Annotated in this window: 21 protein-coding genes; 8 read left to right on the top strand and 13 right to left on the bottom strand. The window is 68.4% G+C overall.

Annotation, left to right across the window (positions count from 1 at the left end):
- Positions 1 to 38: 38 nt before the first annotated feature.
- Positions 39 to 377, top strand: a complete 339-nt coding sequence (locus IPU70_RS08915) for a P-II family nitrogen regulator (protein WP_013393295.1) — start codon at positions 39 to 41, stop codon at positions 375 to 377.
- A gap of 128 nt (positions 378 to 505) precedes the next feature.
- On the opposite strand, the gene gspF is transcribed toward IPU70_RS08915, so the two are convergent.
- Positions 506 to 1,711: a type II secretion system inner membrane protein GspF gene (gene gspF, locus IPU70_RS08910; RefSeq protein WP_207466595.1), complete on the bottom strand. Its 1,206-nt coding sequence runs from the start codon at positions 1,709 to 1,711 to the stop codon at positions 506 to 508.
- Positions 1,712 to 1,887: 176 nt separating this feature from the next.
- Between gspF and gspD the strand changes: the two genes are divergently transcribed.
- Positions 1,888 to 4,260 carry a type II secretion system secretin GspD gene (gene gspD / locus IPU70_RS08905; protein WP_207466594.1) on the top strand — a complete coding sequence of 791 codons (2,373 nt, stop codon included), beginning with the start codon at positions 1,888 to 1,890 and terminating at the stop codon, positions 4,258 to 4,260.
- Positions 4,257 to 5,684 carry a type II secretion system ATPase GspE gene (gene gspE / locus IPU70_RS08900; RefSeq protein WP_207466593.1) on the top strand — a complete coding sequence of 476 codons (1,428 nt, stop codon included), beginning with the start codon at positions 4,257 to 4,259 and terminating at the stop codon, positions 5,682 to 5,684. Before gspD ends, gspE begins: the two co-directional genes overlap by 4 nt.
- A 3-nt stretch (positions 5,685 to 5,687) precedes the next feature.
- On the opposite strand, the gene IPU70_RS08895 is transcribed toward gspE, so the two are convergent.
- The 11 genes from IPU70_RS08895 to IPU70_RS08845 form a co-directional block, all read right to left on the bottom strand.
- On the bottom strand, positions 5,688 to 6,074 hold the full coding sequence (locus IPU70_RS08895) for a type II toxin-antitoxin system RelE/ParE family toxin (protein WP_207466592.1): 387 nt from the start codon (positions 6,072 to 6,074) through the stop codon (positions 5,688 to 5,690).
- A gap of 16 nt (positions 6,075 to 6,090) precedes the next feature.
- Positions 6,091 to 6,393: a type II toxin-antitoxin system Phd/YefM family antitoxin gene (locus IPU70_RS08890; RefSeq protein ID WP_013393300.1), complete on the bottom strand. Its 303-nt coding sequence runs from the start codon at positions 6,391 to 6,393 to the stop codon at positions 6,091 to 6,093.
- Between the two features lie 70 nt (positions 6,394 to 6,463).
- Positions 6,464 to 7,216, bottom strand: coding sequence for a type II secretion system protein N (gene gspN, locus IPU70_RS08885; RefSeq protein WP_207466591.1), 753 nt, complete (start codon positions 7,214 to 7,216; stop codon positions 6,464 to 6,466).
- Position 7,217: 1 nt separating this feature from the next.
- Entirely contained in the window at positions 7,218 to 7,805 is a 588-nt protein-coding gene (gspM, locus tag IPU70_RS08880; protein ID WP_207466590.1) for a type II secretion system protein GspM, read from the bottom strand.
- Entirely contained in the window at positions 7,802 to 8,794 is a 993-nt protein-coding gene (gene gspL, locus IPU70_RS08875) for a type II secretion system protein GspL (RefSeq protein ID WP_207466589.1), read from the bottom strand. Before gspL ends, gspM begins: the two co-directional genes overlap by 4 nt.
- Positions 8,791 to 9,741 carry a type II secretion system minor pseudopilin GspK gene (gene gspK / locus IPU70_RS08870; RefSeq protein WP_207466588.1) on the bottom strand — a complete coding sequence of 317 codons (951 nt, stop codon included), beginning with the start codon at positions 9,739 to 9,741 and terminating at the stop codon, positions 8,791 to 8,793. The genes gspL and gspK overlap by 4 nt, the downstream gene beginning before the upstream one ends.
- Positions 9,738 to 10,343, bottom strand: coding sequence for a type II secretion system protein J (locus IPU70_RS08865; RefSeq protein WP_207466586.1), 606 nt, complete (start codon positions 10,341 to 10,343; stop codon positions 9,738 to 9,740). The genes gspK and IPU70_RS08865 overlap by 4 nt, the downstream gene beginning before the upstream one ends.
- Positions 10,344 to 10,345: 2 nt before the next feature.
- The gene (gspI, locus tag IPU70_RS08860) at positions 10,346 to 10,747 is read right to left on the bottom strand and encodes a type II secretion system minor pseudopilin GspI (protein ID WP_207466584.1); all 402 of its coding nucleotides are present in this window, start codon (positions 10,745 to 10,747) and stop codon (positions 10,346 to 10,348) included.
- Positions 10,734 to 11,222, bottom strand: a complete 489-nt coding sequence (gene gspH, locus IPU70_RS08855) for a type II secretion system minor pseudopilin GspH (RefSeq protein ID WP_207466583.1) — start codon at positions 11,220 to 11,222, stop codon at positions 10,734 to 10,736. The genes gspI and gspH overlap by 14 nt, the downstream gene beginning before the upstream one ends.
- Complete coding sequence (gspG, locus tag IPU70_RS08850) at positions 11,194 to 11,622, bottom strand: type II secretion system major pseudopilin GspG (protein ID WP_013393308.1); 429 nt, start codon at positions 11,620 to 11,622, stop codon at positions 11,194 to 11,196. Before gspG ends, gspH begins: the two co-directional genes overlap by 29 nt.
- A 133-nt stretch (positions 11,623 to 11,755) precedes the next feature.
- Positions 11,756 to 12,190 carry a general secretion pathway protein GspC gene (locus IPU70_RS08845; protein WP_207466581.1) on the bottom strand — a complete coding sequence of 145 codons (435 nt, stop codon included), beginning with the start codon at positions 12,188 to 12,190 and terminating at the stop codon, positions 11,756 to 11,758.
- 199 nt (positions 12,191 to 12,389) lie between these two features.
- Here IPU70_RS08845 and IPU70_RS08840 point away from each other — a divergent pair, with 199 nt between their 5' ends.
- The 4 genes from IPU70_RS08840 (at position 12,390) to IPU70_RS08825 (ending at position 18,937) form a co-directional block, all read left to right on the top strand.
- A complete protein-coding gene (locus IPU70_RS08840) occupies positions 12,390 to 14,336 on the top strand; it encodes a PhoX family phosphatase (protein WP_207466579.1) in 1,947 nt (648 codons plus the stop codon).
- Between the two features lie 186 nt (positions 14,337 to 14,522).
- Entirely contained in the window at positions 14,523 to 16,529 is a 2,007-nt protein-coding gene (locus IPU70_RS08835) for an alkaline phosphatase family protein (protein ID WP_207466578.1), read from the top strand.
- Positions 16,530 to 16,547: 18 nt separating this feature from the next.
- Positions 16,548 to 16,730 (top strand): hypothetical protein, encoded by a 183-nt coding sequence (locus tag IPU70_RS08830; RefSeq protein WP_013393312.1) that lies wholly within the window; start codon positions 16,548 to 16,550, stop codon positions 16,728 to 16,730.
- Positions 16,731 to 16,765: 35 nt separating this feature from the next.
- Positions 16,766 to 18,937 carry a phosphocholine-specific phospholipase C gene (locus IPU70_RS08825; RefSeq protein WP_207466577.1) on the top strand — a complete coding sequence of 724 codons (2,172 nt, stop codon included), beginning with the start codon at positions 16,766 to 16,768 and terminating at the stop codon, positions 18,935 to 18,937.
- A gap of 3 nt (positions 18,938 to 18,940) precedes the next feature.
- Here IPU70_RS08825 and IPU70_RS08820 read toward each other — a convergent pair whose 3' ends face one another.
- A complete protein-coding gene (locus tag IPU70_RS08820) occupies positions 18,941 to 19,843 on the bottom strand; it encodes a LysR family transcriptional regulator (RefSeq protein WP_207466576.1) in 903 nt (300 codons plus the stop codon).
- A gap of 93 nt (positions 19,844 to 19,936) precedes the next feature.
- Between IPU70_RS08820 and ggt the strand changes: the two genes are divergently transcribed.
- Entirely contained in the window at positions 19,937 to 21,565 is a 1,629-nt protein-coding gene (ggt, locus tag IPU70_RS08815) for a gamma-glutamyltransferase (RefSeq protein WP_207466575.1), read from the top strand.
- The last annotated feature ends 16 nt before the right edge of the window (positions 21,566 to 21,581 follow it).

Below are 21,581 nucleotides of genomic sequence, written 5' to 3'. Positions count from 1 at the left end.
AGGGTGCCGCAACAGATCAAACACCCAGGACGACCAACGTGAAACAAGTCACCGCCATCATCAAACCCTTCAAGCTCGACGAAGTCCGCGAAGCGCTGGCCGAAGTCGGCGTCAGCGGCCTGACCGTTACTGAAGTCAAGGGTTTCGGCCGCCAGAAAGGCCATACCGAGCTCTACCGTGGCGCCGAATACGTGGTGGACTTCCTGCCCAAGATCCGCGTCGAAGTGGTGCTGCCCGACAGCCAGGTCGAAGCCGCCATCGAAGCCGTGGTCAAGGCCGCCCGCACCGGCAAGATCGGCGACGGCAAGATCTTCGTCACGCCGGTTGAACAAGCCATCCGTATCCGCACGGGCGAGAGCGACGAAGAGGCGCTGTAAATTCCAAGGGAATTGCGGCTGAGCGGACAGGCTGGGCCTGCCGGCAGCCGCGAGGCCCAGGCTTGATTTTGCGGGTGTTGGGGCAGCAGCGTTCTTGCTGCCCCAACACCCGCAAATCATTTGCGCGCCTAACGAATCAGCTGATTCATTTCCAGGATCGGGCTCATCACCGCCAGCACGATCAGCAGCACGAAGCCCCCCATCAGCAGGATCAGCGCCGGCTCCAGCAGGGCCGTCATGGCCATGGCGCGCCGTTCCAGGTCGCGCGACAGATTCTGCGCGCCGCGGTCCAGCAGCTCGGGCAGGCGGCCGGTCTTCTCGCCGCTGGCGATCAGATGCACCAGCAGCGACGGAAACACCTTCTGCGCGCCCAGCGACGCTGACAGCGACGCGCCTTCGCGCACGCGCGCCGAGGCTTCATCCACGGCCTGGCGCAGCACGTCGTTGCCCAGGGTGCGGCGCGCGGCCTCCAGCGCCGTCAGCAGCGCCACGCCGCTGCCTGAAAGTATCGCCAGCGTGGACGCGAAGCGCGCGGCGTTCACGCCCAGCACGAAGCGCCCGGCCAAGGGCAGCCGCAGCACGCGCGCATGCCAGGCGCGCCGCGCCGCGGGCGCGCGCAGCGCGTAGCGCCACAGCGCGACCGCGGCCGCCAGCGCGGCGCCAGTGGCCACGCCCCATTCGCGCACATAGTCCGACAGGGCGAGCATGATGCGCGTCAAGAGCGGCAGTTCCTGCTTGGCCTGGCTGAACGCCGACACCACCTGCGGCACCACATAGCCCAGCAGGAAGATCACGATGATCACCGAGACGCAGGCCACCACCGCCGGATAGATGAACGCGGTCAGCACCTTGCTGCGCAAGGCGTTGCGTTCCTCGATGTAGTCCGCCAGCTTCTCCATCACTTGCGCAAGATCGCCCGATTCCTCGCCGGCGCCGATCAGCGCCCGGTAGATCTCAGGAAAATCCCGTGGCCGCGCCGCCAGCGCGGTCGACAGCTTATGGCCCGCGCGCACGTCGTCGCGCACGCCGCCCAGGACGGCGGCGATGTGTTTTTTCTCGGCCTGTTCCAGCGTCGCGCTCAGGGCCGCGTCCAGCGGCAGGCTCGCGGCCAGCAGGCTGGCGAGCTGGCGCGTGAGCCAGGCCAGATCGGCGTCCGACAGGCGCGTGCGCAGCACGGCGCCGAACCCTTCGGCGCGCGCCGCCAGGGACGTGGACAGCGGCAGCAGGCCGCGCCCGCGCAGCTGGTTGCGGGCGCCGCGCTCGCTGTCGGCGTCGATCGTGCCGCGCACGATCTTGCCCAAGGCGTCGGTGGCTTCGTAGCGGAAGGAAGGCATCTGGAAAGCATGGCCCGCGCACATTTTGAAAACGCGCAAAGCCCCGAATTTAAAGGGTTTCAAGGCCGCTACGATGCCTGCGGATTATGACCGTAGTGTTGCACTGTCACCCCGTATACTCCGACCCGATTTCACGTTTTTTCACACGAATTCACGTTTCAGGCACCTATCCCGTCATGCGTCATATTGCGCAATTCAGCCTTGCGGTGTTGCTTGCCGCAAGCCAGCTCGGACCCGCGGCCAGCACGGTTCACGCTCAACAGACCGACAATCGCGTCAGTCTGAATTTCGTCGACACCGACATCCCCGCCGTGCTGCGCGCGCTGTCCTTGTTCACGCAGCGCAACTTCCTGGTGGATCCGCGCGTCAAGGGCAAGCTCACGCTGGTGTCGGACCGGCCGGTGGACAGCGCGCAGGCGCTGTCCATGCTGACGGGCGCGCTGCGCCTGCAGGGCTACGCCATCGTCGACGTGGACGGCGTGACGCGCGTGGTGCCCGAGGCCGACGCCAAGCTGCAGGGCAGCGCGGTGGTGGGCAATGGCCGTCCGGCGCAAGCGGTGGGCGGCGCGCCGGCCGGCGGCGCGGGCCGTGGTCCGGTGCCAGTCTCCGCATTCGCCAAGGGCAGCAGCGGCGAAATGCTGACCCGCGTGTTCCCGCTGAAGTACGAGAACGCGGCCAATCTGGTGCCGGTGCTGCGCCCCATGGTGCCACCCAACAACCCCATCAACGCCTATCCCGGCAATAACACGCTGGTGGTCACCGACTACGCCGACAACCTGGAGCGCATTGCCCAGGTCATCGCCCGCATCGACGTGCCCAGCTCGATCGACACGGACGTGGTGCCGGTGCGTTCGGCCATCGCCACCGACATCGCCATCCTCGCTTCGCAGCTGCTGGACACGCAAAGCAGCGACCCCACGCAGCGCATCGCCGTGGTGGCCGATCCGCGCAGCAACAGCGTGCTGGTGCGCTCCGGCAGCCCGGCGCGCACGCGCCTGGCGCGCGACCTGATCATGAAGCTGGACGCGCAGCAGAACCGCGCCGGCAACCTGCACGTGGTCTACATGCGCAACGCGCAGGCCACGCGCATCGCCGAAGTGCTGGGCGGACTGCTGACCGGACAGGCGAATTCCGCGCCGGGCGCCACGGGCGGCGCCAGCGGCGGCGCGGGCGCCCAGGGCGGCGCGCGCACGCAGAACGCGGCGGCGGGCATGGCTGCCCAGGCGGGCCAGGGCATGGCCGGCATGTCCGGTTCGAACAAGGGCGGACTGTCGGGCGAGCAGGAACGCATCTCGCGGGAGGACAACAGCACGCAGGCCGTCTCGTATTCGGCGGGCGGCGCCACCATCCAGGCCGATCCGGCCACCAACTCGCTCATCATCTCGGCCCCCGAGCCGCTGTATCGCAGTCTGCGCGAGGTCATCGACCAGCTCGACCAGCGCCGCGCCCAGGTGCTGGTGGAAAGCCTGATCGTCGAAGTCAGCGAGGCCAAGGCGGCGGAGTTCGGCATCCAGTGGATGACGGGCGCCGGCAACATCAACAGCGACGGCACCAGCTTCATCGGCGGCACCAACCTGGGCGGCAGCGGCATCACCGGCAAGGGCCCGACCACCATCGACGGCATCGGCAGCGGCTTGACCCTGGGGGTGGTGAAGGGCACCGTCGACGTGCTGGGCAACAAGGTGATCAACCTGGGCGTGCTGGCGCGCGCGATGGAGAACACCGGCGAAGCCAACATCCTGTCCACGCCCAACCTGCTGACGCTGGACAACCAATCGGCCAGCATCCTGGTGGGCAAGACCGTGCCCTTCGTGACCGGGCAGTACGTGACCTCGGGCAGCAACGGCAGCACCAATCCGTTCCAGACCATCGAACGCGAGGACGTGGGCCTGAAGCTGAACATCCGCCCGCAGATTTCCGAAGGCGGCGCGGTCAAGCTGGACATCTACCAGGAAGTCAGCAGCATCGACGAAAGCCGCTCCAACGCCACCACCGGCATCGTGACCAACAAGCGCGCCATCGATACCAGCGTGCTGATCGACGACGGCCAGATCATCGTGCTGGGCGGCTTGCTGGAAGACAACGTCACGCTTTCCACCAACAGCGTGCCGCTCCTGGGATCCTTGCCAGTGATCGGCTCGCTGTTCCGCTACGATTCGCGCAAGCGTACCAAGACCAACCTGATGGTGTTCCTGCGCCCCTACGTGGTGCGCGACGCCAACCGCACGGCTGGTGTCACCATGGACCGCTACGACTATATGCGCCGCGCGCAGGCGGCCGTGCAGCCAGGCCAGCACTGGGCGCTGCCAGACATGCAGGCGCCGATGCTGCCGCCACCGGGCTCCGCGCCTTCGGTGTCCAACAACGCCTATGACCTCCGCCCGGAACAGCAGGCCGAAACGCTGCGCCGGCCGGCGCCGGTCACGGCGCAGTCCTTCGCGGTGCGCCAGTATCCCGGCACGGAGTCTGCGCGCGACGCTTCCGAGGCCATCCGCGTGTCGCGCACGCTGATGCATAGCGTGGCCGTGGATCCCGATACGCTGCTATGAGCGCGCACCCCTTGCCTTATGCCTGGGCCCGGGCGCAGCGCGCGGTGCTGTCGCTGCGCGGCGGCCAGGCCCGGCTGACCGTCAGCCCGCGCACGCCGGAATGGGCGGTGCGCGAGATCCGGCGCTGCCACGGCGACATCGAACTGGCGCAGATCGAGGACGAGGCGCTGGAAACCCTGCTGACCGCCGCCTACAGCCATTCGGAAGACGCGGCCTCGGTCATGGGCGTGGCCGAGAACGAGATCGACCTGGACCGGCTGATGCAGGACATGCCCGAAGTGGCGGACCTGCTGGAGGCCCAGGACGACGCGCCCGTGATCCGCATGATCAACGCGCTGTTTGCGCAGGCGGCGCGCGACGGCGCCAGCGACATCCACATCGAACCCTTCGAGACCCACTCCGTGGTGCGCTACCGGGTCGACGGCACCCTGCGCGACGTGGTGTCGCCGCGCAAGGCGCTGCACGCCGCGCTGATCTCGCGCATCAAGATCATGGCGCACCTGGACATCGCCGAAAAACGCCTGCCGCAGGACGGCCGCATCGCGCTGCGCGTGGGCGGGCGGCCGATAGACGTGCGCGTGTCCACCTTGCCCACCGGCCATGGCGAACGCGCCGTGCTGCGCCTGCTGGACAAGGAGGCCGGGCGCTTGCAGCTGGAGAAGCTGGGCATGGACGCGGGCGTGCTGGCCCAGCTGGACCGCCTGATCCGCCAGCCGCACGGCATCGTACTGGTAACGGGGCCGACCGGCAGCGGCAAGACCACCACGCTGTATGCGGCGCTGAGCCGCCTGGACGCGTCCACCAGCAATATCCTCACGGTCGAGGATCCGATCGAATACGACCTGTCCGGCATCAGCCAGACACAGGTCAACGCCAAGATCGATATGAGCTTCGCGCTGGCCCTGCGCGCCATCCTGCGGCAGGACCCCGACGTCATCATGATCGGCGAAATCCGCGACCTGGAGACCGCGCAGATCGCGGTGCAAGCCTCGCTGACGGGCCACCTGGTGCTGGCCACGCTGCATACCAACGACTCGGTGTCCGCCGTGACCCGGCTTACCGACATGGGCGTGGAACCCTTCCTGCTGGCGTCGTCGCTCTTGGGCGTGCTGGCGCAGCGCCTGGTGCGCAAGCTCTGCCCGGCCTGCAAGAAGCCCGCCATGCAGGACGGTGCGCGCGTGTTCCATCCCGTGGGCTGCGATGCCTGCAACCATACGGGCTACAGCGGGCGCTCCGGCATCCACGAACTCTTCACGGTCGACGACGAGGCGCGCCGGCTGATCCACGAAGGGCGCGACGAACGGGAACTGCGGCGCGCGGCCGCCGCGTCCGGCATGCGGACCATGCGCGAGGACGGGCAGCGTTGGGTCGACAGCGGGCAGACCTCGCCGGAGGAGATCCTGCGGGTCACGCGGGACGCCTAGGTGCTATTCCTGCCAGCGATCCGGAAAATCGAAGGAAAGCTGGCGGTGATGCCGGATCGAGAGCAGGTAGACCTGGTTCTTGATCCTGGCGTAGAGCATCAGGTAGTGCGCGGACACATACTCGCGCAGCTCAGCATCCTTGCCGAGCGCGCTGAGCTGTTTGGCCAGGCGGGCCGCGCCATTGGCGACCTCCACCGAGCGCTGGGGCCGGCCAAGGAACAAGCGCCCCATGTCGGGAAAGGCCGAAAGGTTCGGGATGATTACCTCGGCCAGCTCGTCCAGCAGGGCGTCGAAAGCGCGTGGCATCCCGGCCTCGGTGAGGAAGGCTTCGATTTCCTCAAGCTGGCGTTCGAAGTTGGCGGTGAGCTTGACGGCGAGTTTGGCGGTCACGATGCCTGGCCGTGATTCAGCGGGCGGCCTTGGCCGCGCGGCGGCGCTTGAGGGCGGACACTGTGCTTAGCGCATCCTTGACCTTGCCGGCCGAAACATCGGCCAAGCCCCGGCTGGCGTCGTCGATCAGCAGCAAGTGGATGCGTTCCTGCTCCAGCCGGTGGTAGTAGTCCAGCCGTTCGGCGTCGATCAGGGCAACGTAGCTTTCGCCATTCTTGGTGATGATTTTCTCAGCCCCGGACTTGACCTGATCGGCCAGTTCGGACAGATTGGCCCGGGCTTGGGACAGCGGAATCACATCGGCGGACGAGATGGCCATGGCTGGCTCCCTGGGCTGGATATTTGTACATAATATCGTACATTATTTAGCCGTGGGAGATGCTTCGGAATCAGCTCCCGAAGGTCGTGACATCCCCCGAACGCCTGCCCAGCGCCGACAACAGTCCATCCAGCGCCGCCCGGTCCGCTTCGCGCGCGGAGCCGGCGTAGGTTGCCTGCCCTTGGAACTTCAGGCCGCCGCGCCCGCCCGCGCTGCCCTGGCCGGTGACGTCCAGCAGACCGCTTTCGGTGCTCAAGGCCAGCGTGGCGCCGGACTTGCCGCCTTGCACCCGCAGCAGATACGACCCTACGGGCGCCACCGGCGTCAGCGCGGTGCTGGCGTTGCGCCAGCGCAGTTCGGCCACCGGGCCGGGGGGCAGGGCCGCGCCCAGCCGCAGCGGCTGCCAGCGGATTTCCAGCGTGCCCTGGGGCGCGATGGTGTTCCAGGGGGCGCCCAGCGCTGACAGGATGGAAGCGGGCGCGCGCAGCGATTGGGCCGGCACGGATACGCCGTTCCAGCCGGGCGTGGCGCGCAAGGGGCCTTGCAGCCAGGGATGCGAGATCTCCAGGGCGAGCGCGTCCCAGCGCCATTGCCATTGCACCGGCTGCGGCAGCATGCGGCGCGCGCCGGGGGGACCCAGCGCGATCCAGGCGCTGCCGCGCCACAAGGTGCCGCTGGCGTCGGCCAGCGCGACCGACGCTTTGTCCGGCAGCACGGCCAGCAGCCAACGCGCGGGCAAGACCGTGACGGCTGCCGCGGCGGCGCAGACGGCGCCGGCCAGGAGCAGCGCGGCGGAACGTTTGGAAAGCCGGAAGCCAGGCATCTCAGCCGCGCTCCGGCGCTTGCGGCGCCATCAAGCTCACTTTGCCATTGACGAGGCCGGGCAGCGGCCGCCCGTTGACATTGGTGGCGCGGCTGAGCTCCACCTCTTTGACCGCCAGGCCCCAGTCGCGCGCCGCCCCATCCAGCCATCGCAGCAAGGTCGAGGACGGCGCCTGCTTCAGGGTCAGCAGCACGCCGGGACCGCCCTCGGGCTGGCCCAGCGCCCATAGTTCCGGCGACAGCCCGGCGCGTTCCAGCGAGGCGGCGAGTTCGGCGGCGCTGGGCATGGCGCCCGCCGGGGCGGCGGACTTGCGCCGCAAGGCCGTGGCCTGCGCGGTCAGGTCGGCAACCGTGGCCGCCTGGCCGCGCAGCGCGGGCAGTTCGGCTTGCAGCTTGCGCAGCGTGTTCAAGGGCGGTTCGATCAGCGTGACGAACACCAGCGCCGACCCCAGCAGCAGGCCGGCGGCAGTGACCAGCCGGCGTTCGCGCGGCGCCAGCGCCTGGTAGCGCCGGCCGGCGTGTGCCAGGGCGGGCGCGAGGGTCTTGGCCAGCGACTGTCTGGCGGCATGCAGGGCTTGCGGGAGTTTCATGGTTGCGCGCGCACGATGCGCCAGGTGTTGTCGTTATCGCCGCGTTCGAGCTTCAGCCCCAGTGCGGCGGCTTGCTGGATCAGCGCGGGCGTTTCCGCCACGCGTTGCGATTGCTCACCGGCGTCAGCCAGCTGCAGCGTCAGCGCCTGCTCGGCGTAGCGCAGGCGGGCCACCTTGTCGGCGGCGAAGGGCAGGGTTTGGGCCGCAGCGCGCGCCAAGGGCAGAAAGTCGGCGGCGTTGGCCGCGCCCCGGTTGGCCTGCAGCGCGTCCAGACCCTGCTGCGCCTGGCGCGGCGGGTCCAGCACCACCGGCAGGTCGGGAAAGGCAGCCAGCACCTGCGCGCGCATGCCGTTGCGCAAGGCGTCGGCTTCCGATTGCAGTTGCGAGGCGTACAGGTTCAGTCCGCCTATCCACACCAGCGCCGCGGCCGCACCCCAGCGCCAGACGGGGCGCCAGGCCGAGACGCGGGCCGGCGCCAGCTGGGGCATGGCCAGCGACCATGACGGCGTGGGCGCCAGCCAGCGCGGGTCGGCAGGGTCGCGCAGCGGCGCCGCGCTGTCGGCGCCCAGGGCTTGCGGCGCGATCAGCGCGTGCGCGCGCAAGCCCTGGGCATTCAACAGGCTCCAGGCGCGGCGCACGGGTTCGCGCGCGGCCCAGGCCAGCGGGACGGTGCCGTCCGCGGCGCGCGGGCCGTGGCCGATGGCCAGCGTATCCAGGTCGCTGAGCACCAGCGGCTCCAGCGCGCTGTGCACCGCGGCCGCGTAGCGGGCGCGTGCCACTGCCGGAATCTGCACGCTGGCCGCGATCACGTCGGCGGGATGCAGCACGGCTTCGCAGGCGGCATGGGGATAGGCATGGCCGATGGCCTCGAGCGTCAGTTCGCCCTGGCGCGCGCAGCGGCCGCGCCGGTCAAACCAGGCATACGGTAGGAGAGAGCCGGCGCCGAACTCGTCCAGCGGCGGCAGCGCGATGCGCAGTAGGTTCTTCAAGGAATTTCTCTAGTCCATAGGGTGTCGGGGGCGGCGGGCGGCGAGCTGCGCAGCAGCGCCTGCATGGAGATGCGCGCGCGCTCGTAGGCCACGATGCCGCTGGCCAGGAACCAGCCGCTGGTGGTGACCACCGTGGGCGGGGGCGTCTTGACGCCCGCGCCGGCCAGGCGGTTGGCGAAATCGCCGGCATTGTTGAACCAGTTGCCGCGGTCGCGCTCGCCAGCCAGCGAGCGGGCCTGGCTGAGCGACAGGCCGGGCGCCAGCGCCGCAAGCACCTCGGCGGGCGCGGTGTTGACGTTGACGCTGGTGGCGACGGGCAGCACCGTCATCGTGCGGCGCAGCTCGCTGCGCACTGCCGGGTCCAGCGCCAGCAGGGCCGCCACTTCGTCGACGCCGCGCGGCAAGGGCGCGCGGGCGTCGGGCGCCGGCCGTCCCGGCGGCGCCGAGGGCGCATCCGCCGGGGGCGCCACGGGCTGCGCGGCCGCCATGATCTCGACCATGCGCGCGGCCAGCGTGTCCGGCAGTTGCAAGGTGCTCAGCAGGCGGCGCAGCACCAGTTCCTGCTCGGGCTGCGGCACGCCATTGTTCGCCAGGTTGTAGAGGTTGTACTTGCCTTGCTCGTCCTGCACCCGGCCGGAGAACACGGCGACGCGCTCGTCGCCGGGCCGCTCGATGCGGGTGTCCAGCACCGGGGTGGCCCAGATCTGGTCGCCGCGGGTGGTCGATTCGCGCTTGCCGTGGTCGCGCACGATCAGGCGGGCCCAGTCGATGCCGCCCGCCAGCATCGCGCGCGCCTGGACCCGCGCCATCTCGTTTTCCACGCGCCGCGTGCTGGCGGTCTGGCGCTGGAACAGGCCGGTGGTCAAGGCCGCGACGATGGCGACGATGATGAGCGCGCTGACCACGGCGGCGCCACGTTCGCGGCCGGTGGGGCGAGCCGGGCTCATGGCAGCTCCAGCATGCGGGTGTAGCGCTCTGGGACGGCGGGAGAGCCGCGCTCCAGCGCGATCTCCAGGCCGGTGGGAGAGGCGGCCAGGCTGGCTTCGCCGTCCACCCAGCCGGTCCCTGGCACCCAGGCGCGCAGCTTCAAGGCCCGCGTGCCGGGCAGCAGCAGGATGCCGTCGCCCGCGGCCGGCAGCGGACTGCGCGCCGCCGACGGCCCGCTGGCGCGCCACAGGCCGTCCTTGCGCACCTGCCATTGCACGCGCTGCCACAGGCCGTTGCCGTCGGGATCGGGGCGCAGGATCTCGAACACCGGGCCGCCGCTGGCGCGCCGCAGCAGGCGCAGGCCGCTGGTGTAGGCCTGCGCATCCAGGCCGGCCGGGTCGAAGCCGGGACCGGTGTAGGACAGTTCGACATCGCGCGCCATCTGGCCCAGCGTGCGGACGATGGCATCGATGTCCTCGGCCTGTTGCTCAATGCGGTCGCGGGCGCCGGACACGCTGGCCAGGCCGCGCCAGGCCATCAGGCTGACCAGCGCCATCAGCGCCAGGGCCACCAGCACTTCGATCAGCGTGAAGCCGGCTTGGGATCGGGGAGGGCGGCGCATGGCTATCGCAGACTGGACAGGAGGCCGTCGAGCTGCAGCAGTACGGTGTCCGCCTGCGGACCGGCGGCATGGCGCACCTTGACCGATACTTGGCGGAAGCTGCGGTTCATCGAATTCGTAAACTCCATCTCGCATTGCAGGGCCCGGCCGCCTTGCGGACAGGGCGCGCTGCGCGTGCCCGCGCGCGGCAGGGTCTGCTCCAGCCGCAGCTGGGTCAGCGCGTTCTGCGCGGCCAGCAGCGCCAGCGTCTTGTCCTGCAGGGCGCGGTTGTTCTCCGCCATGATCCCGGTCGCGCGCAGGGCGGCGCCCATGGCGACGGCGATGATGGCCAGGGCCACCAGCACTTCGATCAGCGTGAATCCGCGCTGCCGATCAGGCGGGCGGGGCGGTTCATTGAATTTCATAGCGGCCCGCGGCGTCGCGCTGCAAAGTGACGCGGGCATCCCCCGCGCTCAACGTCAGCGTGATGGGCGCGGCGACCCATTCCGTGTTGAACACCAGCGGCCGGTCCGGATCGAGCCGCAGCGCTACCGGCGCAGCCGACCATGCTTGCGGGCGCAGCACCTCGTCGCGTTCCAGCCGGTCCGGAGGCAGGGGCCGGTCTTCCTCGGCGCTCAGGCCCGGCAGCCGTCCCTGGCGTTCGAAGGACCAGCCTTGGCTGTTGGCCAGCCAGCGGATGGCGCGGCCGTCGCTGCGCGCCTCGCTCTGGGCCACGGTGAAGGCGTCGGCCAGGCGCTGGGCGTCGCCGCGCAGCCTGTTCTCGCCGCGGCCCACGGACAGGCTCACCATGCTGGCCGCGATCGCCACGATCACCAGCACCACCAGCACTTCGACCAGCGTGAAGCCGCGCTCAGAGTTCCCAGGAACCGATGTCGGCATCGCCGCTTTCTCCGCCGGGCTTGTTGTCGGCGCCGAACGAGAACACATCGATATCGCCTTTGACGCCAGGGCTCAGGTATTGATAGGGATGGCCCCAGGGATCGTTGGGCAACTTGTCCAGGTAACCGCGCCAGTTGGTCGCGCCGTCGGGTTTCTGCACCAGCGCGCGCAAGCCCTGCGCGGTGTTGGGGTAGCGGCCGTTGTCCAAGCGATACAGCTTCAGCGCCTGCATGATGCCGGCGATGTCCTGGCGCGCGGCGACCTGGCGCGCCTGGTCGGGGCGGTCCAACACGCGGGGCACGATCAGCGCCGCAAGTATCCCCATGATCACAATCACCACCATGATCTCGATCAGGGTGAAACCTTGCTGGCGGGCAAGCCCGCGCGGTAGCTGACGCACTTGATGACTCCGGTCTCTCAGTAGAAGCGGAGGATTGTGGACATGAAATATGACAGCAATACTCACGGCGCCGCCAAATCCGCGCAGGCGCGTACCGCGCGCAGGGCATGCATCGCCGCGAGCGCGGCGATGCCTATTTTTCGCGCGATATGCCGGCAGGCGCGGGCAGGGCGGCCGGGGCGGGCAGGCGGCTGGCGCGCCCGGCCTGTTCCACCGTCACCGCGTCCGCGGCGACCTCGCGCAGCACGATGCCGGGGGCCACTTCGCCGCCCGTGCGCCAGGCCAGCGGCGGACCGCCGTCGATGCTGAGCACGGCGGCGCCGTCGGCGCCTGCAGCGATCACGCCCAGCACGGTGATCTGCGTGCGCATGGCCTCGTCCTTGCCGAACCACAACGCGACCGGTGTGTTGTCCGCGGCGCGCGGCGCAGCTGCCGAGACCGCGGGAGGCAAGGCGCCAGCCTTCGGCGCGAGCAGGATCGACGCCCACACGCCCAGGCCGGCGGCCAAGGCCAACACGGCAAGTACGCGGAACGCGGCGGGCAGGGTCGGGCGCAGGGACAGGGGCATGGAACGAGTGGGCAGGGCGGGTTGCGACGCGGCCGACTATAGCGTTGCTACATGACAGGCTTGCGATGGCCTGCGGCATCCGCGCAGGCCTCGGCAGCCGCGGCTGCCTGTCATCGTTCGTACATGCCCCGTGTCTAGCATGCGCTCAAGTCCGGATGTCCAAGCCGGGCAGACCTCCTCTCCAACAGGGAACACCCGCATGCAAGACCTGAACCAAGCCAATCGCCGCCGACTCCTGAAAATGCTGGGAGGCGCGCCGATGCTGCCGATCGGCGGCGTCAGCCTGGCCGCGCTGCTGGCCGGCTGTAATTCCAGCGATGATGACGATGACGACAGCGCGCCGCCCGTCACGCCGGTCACTTTCAAGTCCGCCGCCTTCACCTCCATGGCCGCGCCTTCGCTGTCCCAGCCGGAATTGATGGCGCGCACCACGGTCGCCTCGGCGCTGGAACTGACCTTCAGCGACGGCTCCAAACGCAGCGTCGAATTGGGCTACGAGCCTTTCTTCATGACGGGCGACCCCGTGCCGGACGGCAAGGGCGGCAACGTCATCGCCGGCGGCTACTACAACCTGGCGGGCGCGCCCATCGTCGACAACTCGGTGCCCGCCAAGGCGCGGCAGTTTTTCTCGAATTGTCCGGACGGCATGTCGCTGCTGTCCTTGTCGGAGCCGACCAAGGTGGCTGGCGTGGCCGGCAACGCGCTGTACGCAGTGGTGCAGTTCGAATACCAGTCCATGGACCAGGCCGGCAAGGACATGTATGGCCTGCTGCCGTCGCAGATCGCGGTGCTGACGCTGTCGCAGGACCCCAACACGGGCAAGCTCAGCCTGGTCAAGTACCACACTGTGGACACCTCGTCGGTGCACGGCCTGTGGATCACCTGTGGCGCCAGCCTGTCGCCCTGGAACACCCACCTGTCCAGCGAAGAATACGAGCCCGACGCCACCACGGCCAAGGCTTCGACCTCGTTCCAGGCCTACAGCCAGAATCTCTACGGCGATCCGGCCAAGGCCAATCCTTACCACTACGGCCACATGCCCGAAGTCACCGTCAACCCGGACGGCACCGGCACCATCAAGAAGCACTATTGCATGGGCCGCATCTCGCATGAACTGGTGCAGGTCATGCCCGACCAGCGCACCGCGCTGATGGGCGACGACGCCACCAACGGCGGCCTGTTCATGTTCGTGGCCGACCGCAAGGCCGATCTTTCTTCCGGCACGCTGTATGTCGCCAAATGGACGCAGACTTCGGGTGCCGGCCCGGGTGCTGGCACGCTGAGCTGGATCAAGCTGGGCCACGCCACCAGCGCCGAAGTGCAGGCGCTGGCCGACCAGTTGAGCGCCGCCGACATCATGGACGTGCGCACCGCCGATCCGCTGGATGCCGCCTTCACCAAGATCCGCTATTCCGGCAAGGACAACTGGGTCAAGCTGCAGCCCGGCCGCAACGTGGCAGGGGCCTTCCTTGAAACCCACCGCTACGCCGCCATGGTCGGCGGCACGCTGGCCTTCTCCAAGATGGAGGGCACCACCGTCAACGTCAAGGATAAGATCGCCTACAGCGCGATGTCGCGCGTGGACAGCTCGATGACCGACGGCTTGTCGCCCGGCTTCAAGGTGGAAGGCCCGGCGGCCGGCGCGGTCTACCAGCTGCACATGAAGGAAGGCCAGGTCGACACCGAGGGCAAGGCGATCGACAGCGCCTGGGTGCCGGTGGACATGGCGGCGGTGCCGGAACTGGTAGGCGTAGTGCTGGCGGCGCGCGACGCGCTGGGCAACACCCACGCCGCCGACAAGATCTCCAACCCCGACAACCTCAAGTTCTCGGAGAAGCTGCGCACGCTGTTCGTGGGCGAGGACAGCGGCGGCCACGTCAACAACTTCCTGTGGGCCTACAACGTCGACACCAAGCAGCTGTCGCGCCTGCTGTCCTGCCCGGTGGCCGCGGAATCGACCGGCTTGCAGGCGGTGGACGAGATCAACGGCTGGACCTACATCACCAGCAACTTCCAGCACGCGGCCGACTGGCAAAGCGTGCACTCGGTGGTGCGGCCCACGCTGGAACCCCTGGTCAAGGCCAACTACAAGGACGGCTTCGGCGCGTCGGTGGGCTATCTGACCGGTGTCAAGATCGGCGCCTAGGTTCGCGGCCTGCCTCTGGCTGCGGGGCGGCTTCCTTCGGGCAGCCGCTATTTTTTTGCGCATTCCGCGCAAAAGAATCCTGATCCGTCGATCAGGCTTTCTTCTCTTCGCTTCACGGGGCTTTCACCTTTGCTGGCCATCATGTGCCCCAGCGTAAAACCCTGTTCATGACAAGAGAAGAGAAGCATGCAAGCATTGAATTGGAGAAGATGGTGCGCGGCCTTGCTGGCGACCAGCGCCCTCGCGGGCTGCGGCGGCAGCGACGATGACGACGACACCGAAGCCCCGCCGACCCAGCCGCCGGTGACCCAGCCGGATCCGACGCCCGCCGACAAGGTGCTGTTCATCGGCGTCGACGGCCTGACCTATGACGCGATGCGCCGCGGCGTGGCCGACAAGTCCCTGCCGAACATGGCGCAACTCAACGCCACGCGCGCCTGGACCGGCGGCGTGACGGACGCGCCCACGCAGCAGCCGACGCTGCTGGCGCCGGGCTGGGCGACCTTGTTGACCGGCCAATGGGCCGACCAGCACGGCGTGCGCTACAGCGTGCAGGGCGAGACGCTGCAAACGCCGACCCTGTTCCAGCGCGTCAAGCAGGCGCGTCCCGAGGCGCGCAGCGCCGCTGCCTTCAATTCGACGGTGCTGGCCGGGCTCATCGCCGGCCAGCGCGACGCAGGCTATCTGCAATCGCTGACCGACTGTGCCGGCGCGGACGATTGCGTCGCCGCCCAGGCGCGCGACCGCATTACCGAAGGCTACGACGTGGTGGTGGCGCAGTTCGGCGCGCCGGAACGCGTGGCCTCGGAGAACGGCTTCGGCTCGGCCTATGACGGCGCGATCCGCCAGGCCGACGCGGCCATCGGCGTGCTGGCCAAGCAGATCGCCGACCGCAAGGCGGAGCATCCGGGCGAAAAGTGGCTGGTGATCGTGGCTTCCAGCCACGGCCTGGGCAAGACCGGCGCCAGCGATGGCCGTCCCATGTCCTCAAACAAGACCATCCTGCTGGCCGCGAACCAGCCCGCGCTGCTGGGCGGCAGCGCCGACGACGCTTCGTTCGACGGTCTGTGGGACAACAACTGGTACGCGCTGCCCAGCGCGGCCGACGTGGCGCCGACGGTGCTGGATCATCTGAAAGCGCTGCCGGCCGCCGCCAACTACGACATGGCGGGCACCTCGCTGGCCGGCAAGCTGGCGCTGCGCCACACCGCCGCCCGTACCTCGACCGACAACAAGAGCGTGACCTTGAGCTGGGTGCGCGTGGGCGAACCCGCCGGCGACATCGTGATCAGCCGCGACGGCGCGGAAATCGCGCGCGTGCCCGGCACGGCCGCCGAGTACGTCGACAAGGGCTTCAAGTTCGAGACCGAAGGCGTGCACACGCTGAGCTACAGCGTCGCTGTGGGCAACGCGGTCAGCGCCGCGCGCACAACGGTGGCCTACACCAAGCCGCTGCCGCTGCTGGCTTCGCTGCGCACCGGCCTGACGATGCTGTTCCCGTTCGAAGGCAATATGACCGACGTCGCCGCGGGCGGCGGGGCGATCACGCCGTTCGACGGCACGCAAGCGCCGGCCTACGCCGATACGGGCGTGTTCGGCAAGATGTTCAAGAATGACCGCAGCGCGGCGGCCCTGGGCGGCTTCAAGCTGGACTACCCGGCAGGCATGCTGGACGCGGCCCAGGCCTTCACCATCGGCTTCTGGTACCAGTCCGACGGCACCGCCAACGACCGTTCCATCCTGGGCAACAAGGACTACAACTCGGGCGGCAACCCCGGCATCACCATCGCCCAATGGGCGGGCCCGGTGCTGTACTTCAACTTGGCCGGCGGCGGCTCGCGGGTCGACATCAACAACGTCAAGTTCACGCCGAACAAGCCCGTGTATGTCGCGATGACCGTGAACAAGACGGCCAAGACCCTGACGGCTTCCGTCTACGACAGCGAACTGGGCTTCTCGCAACGCACCATCGGCACCGGTTCGGTCGACCTGACCAAGATCGCCGGCGTCTACGGGCCGCACATCGGCCTGAATGAAGACGGACGCGGCACCTATGGCGTCTGCTGCGCCGGCACCAAGGGTCCCTACACGATGTATTTCGACGACCTGGCCTACTGGTCGCGCGCGCTCACCGAAGCTGAAGTGAAGTCGCTCGCCCTGTCCGGCAAGTCCGTTTCCGAACTGTTTCCCTGATGTCCCGAGGATAAAAAAATGAGCATGTCCATGATCTTGCGCGGTTTCCTGCGCCTGGGCGCGGTGCTGATGCTGAGCGCCACGCTGGCCGCCTGCGGCGGCGATGACGGCGACAGCGACGGCGGCAAGGACCCCGGCACCGGCCAGCCCGAGACGCCGAAGCCCGAGCCGACCAAACCCGAATTGCGTTGCGCGCCGTGAGCCGCGTTCCCACCCGATCCATAGGAATAGAATCCGTGACGTTCGATAAAGACCAGGTCCACGCCGGCAAGCGCCGCTTCTTGCGCAACGCGGCCGCCTCGACCGCAGGCCTGACCGCGCTGTCGATGTTCCCGCCGGCGATCCGCCGCGCGCTGGCCATTCCCGCCAACAACCGCACCGGCACCATCAACGACGTCGAGCACGTGGTCATCCTGATGCAGGAAAACCGCTCGTTCGACATGTACTTCGGCACGTTCAAGGGCGTGCGCGGCTTCGGCGACCGCATCACCATCCCTCTGCCCGAAAAGCGCTCGGTCTGGGAGCAGAGCAACGGCACCCGCGTGGTGATGCCGTACCACCTGGACAGCACCCAGGGCAACGCCCAGCGCGTGGCCGGCACGCCGCACGACTACATGGACGCGCAGATGGCCTGGGACGGCGGCCGCATGGACCACTGGCCGCGCTACAAGCAGAACCAGTCCATGGGCTACTACAAGAAGAAGGAGGTCGAGTTCCAGTTCGCGCTGGCCGAAGCCTTCACGCTGTGCGATGCCTACCACTGCTCCACCCACGGCGGCACCAACACCAACCGCCTGTTCCACTGGACCGGCACCAACGATCCGCTGTCCTTGGGCAATGGCCCCTCGACCCGCAACCAGTGGGACAGCCTGGGCGCCTCGTCCACCGGCTGGACCTGGAAGACCTATCCCGAGCGCCTGCAGGAAGCGGGCGTGAGCTGGAAGGTCTACCAGAACCTGCCCGAGAACTTCGGCGACAACCCGCTGGCCGGCTTCAAGCAGTACCGCCGCGCCAACGAACTGGCTGGCAACAGCGCCAACGGCGCGCCGTACCCGGCCTGGACGCCTTCGATGGACGGCGCCAACCCGCTGTACAAGGGCACGGCCAACACCATGCCCGACGGCGGCTTCCTGAAGGCGCTGCGCGAAGACGCGGTCAACGGCACGCTGCCGCAGGTGTCGTGGATCGTGGCTCCCGCCACGTATTCGGAGCACCCCGGCCCGTCTAGCCCGATCCAGGGCGCCTGGTACATCCAGGAAACGCTGGACGCGCTGACGGCCAACCCCGAGGTCTGGAGCAAGACCGTGCTCCTGATCAACTTTGACGAGAACGACGGCTACTTCGACCACCTGCCGCCGCCCGCCGCGCCCTCGCTGAACGCGGACGGTTCCATGGCCGGCGCTTCCACCGTCAACACCGATCTGGAGCGCCATACCCACGCCTCCGCCCAGGACGCCGCCGACGACCGCGTCTACGGTCCCGGCCCGCGCGTACCCATGTATGTGGTGTCGCCCTGGAGCCGCGGCGGCTGGGTCAATTCCCAGGCCTTCGATCACACCTCGGTGCTGCGTTTCCTGGAAGCCCGCTTCGGCGTGGCCGAAGACAACATCAGCCCCTGGCGCCGCGCGGTGCTGGGCGACCTGACCTCGGCCTTCAACTTCGCCACGCCCAACAACGAGAAGCTGCCCGACCTGAATCTGCTGACCCGCGCGGGCTCGGACAGCGAGCGCAGCGCGCAGGAAGCGCTGAAAGCCGTGCCGCTGCCGGATCCCAGCACCCAGGCCAAGCCGGTGCAGGAGCAGGGCGTGCGCTATTCCCGCGCCTTGCCCTACGAACTGCACACCAGCGGCCGCGCCCAGCCCGACACGGGCGCCATGCGCCTGGTGTTTTCCAACACGGGCAAGCAGGCGGCGGTGTTCCACGTCTATGACCGCCTGCATTTGGACCGCTTGCCGCGCCGCTACACGGTGGAGCCGGACAAGCAGCTGGAAGGCAGCTGGGACACAGCGGCCGACGGCGGCAAGTACGACCTGTGGGTGCTGGGTCCCAACGGCTACCACCGCCATTTCACGGGCGACCTGGCCCTGGCCCGCACGTCGGCGCTGGCGCCGGAGATCCGCGTTTGCTACGAAATCGCCAAGGGCGACGTCTACGTCAGCTTCATCAATGGCGGCAAGGCTCCCTGCACCTTCGAAGTCGCGCCCAACGCCTACTACGCCAACCACGAGCGCTGGAAGTTCACGGTGCCCGCGGGCGGCCAGGTCGAACAGCACTGGGCGCTGCAAGGTAGCCAGGGCTGGTACGACTTCACCGTGCGCCTGGCCGAAGACCCGGCCTACCTGCGCCGCTTTGCCGGCCGCGTCGAAACCGGCCGTGCCTCGGTGACGGACCCGGCGATGGCGCAGTAAGCCTCAGGCGGCGGTCTGCGGTTCGCGCGCCTGGAAGGCCTGGGCGCACGCTTCGCAGATCGCCGCCGTGATGCCCTGGCGCGCATGCTCGCGCCGCTCCAGCATGCCGATGGCGCGCGACATCGGCCCCAGGTCCTGCGGCAGGGTGAGAATCCGCAGTTCCGGGCTGTGCTGCCAATTGGAGCCGTTGATCAACGGCAGCAGCGTCACGCCCACCTCCTGGCGCACCAGCTCGACCAGCGTCTCGATGGCGTTGAGTTCCAGGAATTCGTTCAGCGGCACGCCCAGCCGCCGCAGCAGCCGGTCTATCTGCAGGCCGGTGCGCTGGGTGCGGTCAAAACGCAGGAAGGGGTTCTGCGCCAGCACCTGGCGCGCGTCCGCGCCGGGCGCCGAGCACGGCGCGATCACCACCAGCTGCTCTTCATATAGTGCGGTCCAGCGCGTGCTGGCCATCTTGCGTCCGGCTTCCACCAGGAAGGCCGCGTCCAGCTCGCCGTCCTCGACCTTGCCCGCCAGCTCGCTGGCCTTGCCCGACAGGATGCGCACGTCCAGCTTGGGGTGCTGCTTCTTCATGCCGGACACGACCTTGGACAGGGTGCCCATGCAGGACACGATGCTGCCCACGGAGACCGATCCGGCCAGTTCGCCGGGCACCGTGCGCGGCAGCCGCATGCGGTCGTAAAGATCCAGCAAGTGCTTGATTTCCGGAAGCAATTCCCGGCCGGCGGCGTTCAGGATGGCGAGCCGGCCGCTACGGTCGAAGAGCTCGCGGCCCAGTTCCGCTTCGAGGGAACGCATCTGGAAGCTGACGGCGGCCTGGGTCAGCGCCACCTGTTCGGCCGCTTCAGAGAAGGAACCGTGGTGCGCGACCGCCAGGAAAGTGCGCAGAAAGCGGATGGTACTCACAAAAATCTCTTTTATGACGGAACAAAATTTCAAATTGATTTAATTAAAGCACGGGAGTAACTTCGGCCGCTTACCCGTTATGAGACTAGCGCCATGAAATCCTTCGACTGGGGCAACCCGTATCCTTCCGTCCGCATTCCGCTGTTCGCCCGCAATGTGGTGTCCACATCGCATCCGCTGGCGGCGCAGGCGGGGCTGCGCATGTTGCTCAAGGGCGGTAACGCCGTGGACGCCGCCATCGCCGCGGCCGCCACCATCGTCCTGGTCGAACCCGTGTCCTGCGGCCTGGGCGGCGACTGTTTCGCCATCGTCTGGGACGGCAAGGAATTGCACGGCCTGAACTCGTCGGGCGTGGCCCCGGCGGCCTGGAGCACCGAATACTTCAAGCGCAAGCACGGCGTGGGCGCCGACGGCCTGGCGATCCAGCCCAAGCGCGGCTGGGACGCCGTGACGGTGCCGGGCGTGGTGGCCGGCTGGGCCGCGCTGCATGAAAAACTGGGCAAACTGCCGTTTGACCAGCTGTTCGAACCCGCCATCGAGATCGCCGAGCGCGGCTATGCCGTGCCGCCGGTGGTGGCGCACAAGTGGGCCGCCGCGGCCGAGGAACTGAAATCGCAGCCGGGCTATGCCCAGGCCTTCCTGCCCGAAGGCCGCGCGCCCAAGGTCGGCGAACACTTCCGCTTCCCGGACGCCGCCAACACGCTGCGCCGCATCGCCGCGTCCAAGGGCCGCGACTTCTACGAAGGCGAACTGGCCGAACGCATCGCCGCCTTCAGCCAGGAATGCGGCGGCGCCATGACGCTGGAAGACCTGCGCAACTACCGCCCGGAATGGGTCAAGCCCATCTCCAAGTCCTACCGCGGCTACGAGCTGCATGAGATCCCGCCCAACGGGCAGGGCATCGCCGCGCTGATCGCGCTGGGCATCGTCGAACGCTTCGACATGGCCGACATCCCGGTGGACTCGGTGCAATCGCAGCACATCCAGATCGAAGCCATGAAGCTGGCCTTTGCCGACCTGTACAAGTATGTGGCCGACCCGCGCTCCATGCAGGTGATGCCGGAGCAGATGCTGTCCGACGCCTACCTGGACAGCCGCGCCAAGCTGATCCGCCTGGACCGCGCCACCCATTTCGAGGCGGGCCGTCCGCACGCCGGCGGCACCATCTACCTGACCGCCGCCGACGAGAACGGCATGATGATCTCGTTCATCCAGTCCAACTACATGGGCTTCGGTTCGGGCGTGGTGGTGCCGGGCACCGGCATCAGCATGCAGAACCGCGGCGTGGGCTTCTCGATGGATCCGAAGTCGGCCAACGTGGTCGAAGGCGGCAAGCGTCCCTTCCACACCATCATCCCGGGCTTCCTGACCCGCGGCGGCAAGCCGGTCATGAGCTTTGGCGTGATGGGTGGCGACATGCAGCCGCAAGGCCACATGCAGACCGTGGTGCGCATGCTGGACTACCACCAGAACCCGCAGGCCGCCTGCTGCGCCCCGCGCTGGAAGGTCAACCGCGATTTCACGCTGGACATCGAGACCAATATGAGGGCTTCTACCATTGCGGGCCTGAAAGACCTCGGACATGCTTTGAAGTCGGTCGACGATCCGTACATGGATTTCGGCGCGGGCCAGTTCATCTGGCGCATGTCCGAAAACGACAACGAGCTTGGCTACGTCGCCGCCAGCGACAGCCGGCGCGACGGTCAGGCGGTCGGCTTCTAAACACCCAGTATTGCAG

Source organism: Achromobacter sp. SD115 (genome assembly GCF_017355315.1).
GTDB lineage: Bacteria > Pseudomonadota > Gammaproteobacteria > Burkholderiales > Burkholderiaceae_B > Achromobacter > Achromobacter xylosoxidans_B.
The sequence above is the reverse complement of the archived record's forward strand: the minus strand, read 5'-3'. Positions and strand labels throughout refer to the sequence as shown.

Coding starts and splice junctions, on each gene's coding strand:
- gspF (WP_207466595.1), bottom strand. CDS start 1,711: ATGCCTTCCTTCCGCTACGAAGCCACCGACGCCTTGGGCAAGATCGTG.
- gspD (WP_207466594.1), top strand. CDS start 1,888: ATGCGTCATATTGCGCAATTCAGCCTTGCGGTGTTGCTTGCCGCAAGC.
- gspE (WP_207466593.1), top strand. CDS start 4,257: ATGAGCGCGCACCCCTTGCCTTATGCCTGGGCCCGGGCGCAGCGCGCG.
- IPU70_RS08890 (WP_013393300.1), bottom strand. CDS start 6,393: ATGGCCATCTCGTCCGCCGATGTGATTCCGCTGTCCCAAGCCCGGGCC.
- gspN (WP_207466591.1), bottom strand. CDS start 7,216: ATGCCTGGCTTCCGGCTTTCCAAACGTTCCGCCGCGCTGCTCCTGGCC.
- gspM (WP_207466590.1), bottom strand. CDS start 7,805: ATGAAACTCCCGCAAGCCCTGCATGCCGCCAGACAGTCGCTGGCCAAG.
- gspK (WP_207466588.1), bottom strand. CDS start 9,741: ATGAGCCCGGCTCGCCCCACCGGCCGCGAACGTGGCGCCGCCGTGGTC.
- IPU70_RS08865 (WP_207466586.1), bottom strand. CDS start 10,343: ATGCGCCGCCCTCCCCGATCCCAAGCCGGCTTCACGCTGATCGAAGTG.
- gspI (WP_207466584.1), bottom strand. CDS start 10,747: ATGAAATTCAATGAACCGCCCCGCCCGCCTGATCGGCAGCGCGGATTC.
- gspH (WP_207466583.1), bottom strand. CDS start 11,222: ATGCCGACATCGGTTCCTGGGAACTCTGAGCGCGGCTTCACGCTGGTC.
- IPU70_RS08845 (WP_207466581.1), bottom strand. CDS start 12,190: ATGCCCCTGTCCCTGCGCCCGACCCTGCCCGCCGCGTTCCGCGTACTT.
- IPU70_RS08840 (WP_207466579.1), top strand. CDS start 12,390: ATGCAAGACCTGAACCAAGCCAATCGCCGCCGACTCCTGAAAATGCTG.
- IPU70_RS08835 (WP_207466578.1), top strand. CDS start 14,523: ATGCAAGCATTGAATTGGAGAAGATGGTGCGCGGCCTTGCTGGCGACC.
- IPU70_RS08830 (WP_013393312.1), top strand. CDS start 16,548: ATGAGCATGTCCATGATCTTGCGCGGTTTCCTGCGCCTGGGCGCGGTG.
- ggt (WP_207466575.1), top strand. CDS start 19,937: ATGAAATCCTTCGACTGGGGCAACCCGTATCCTTCCGTCCGCATTCCG.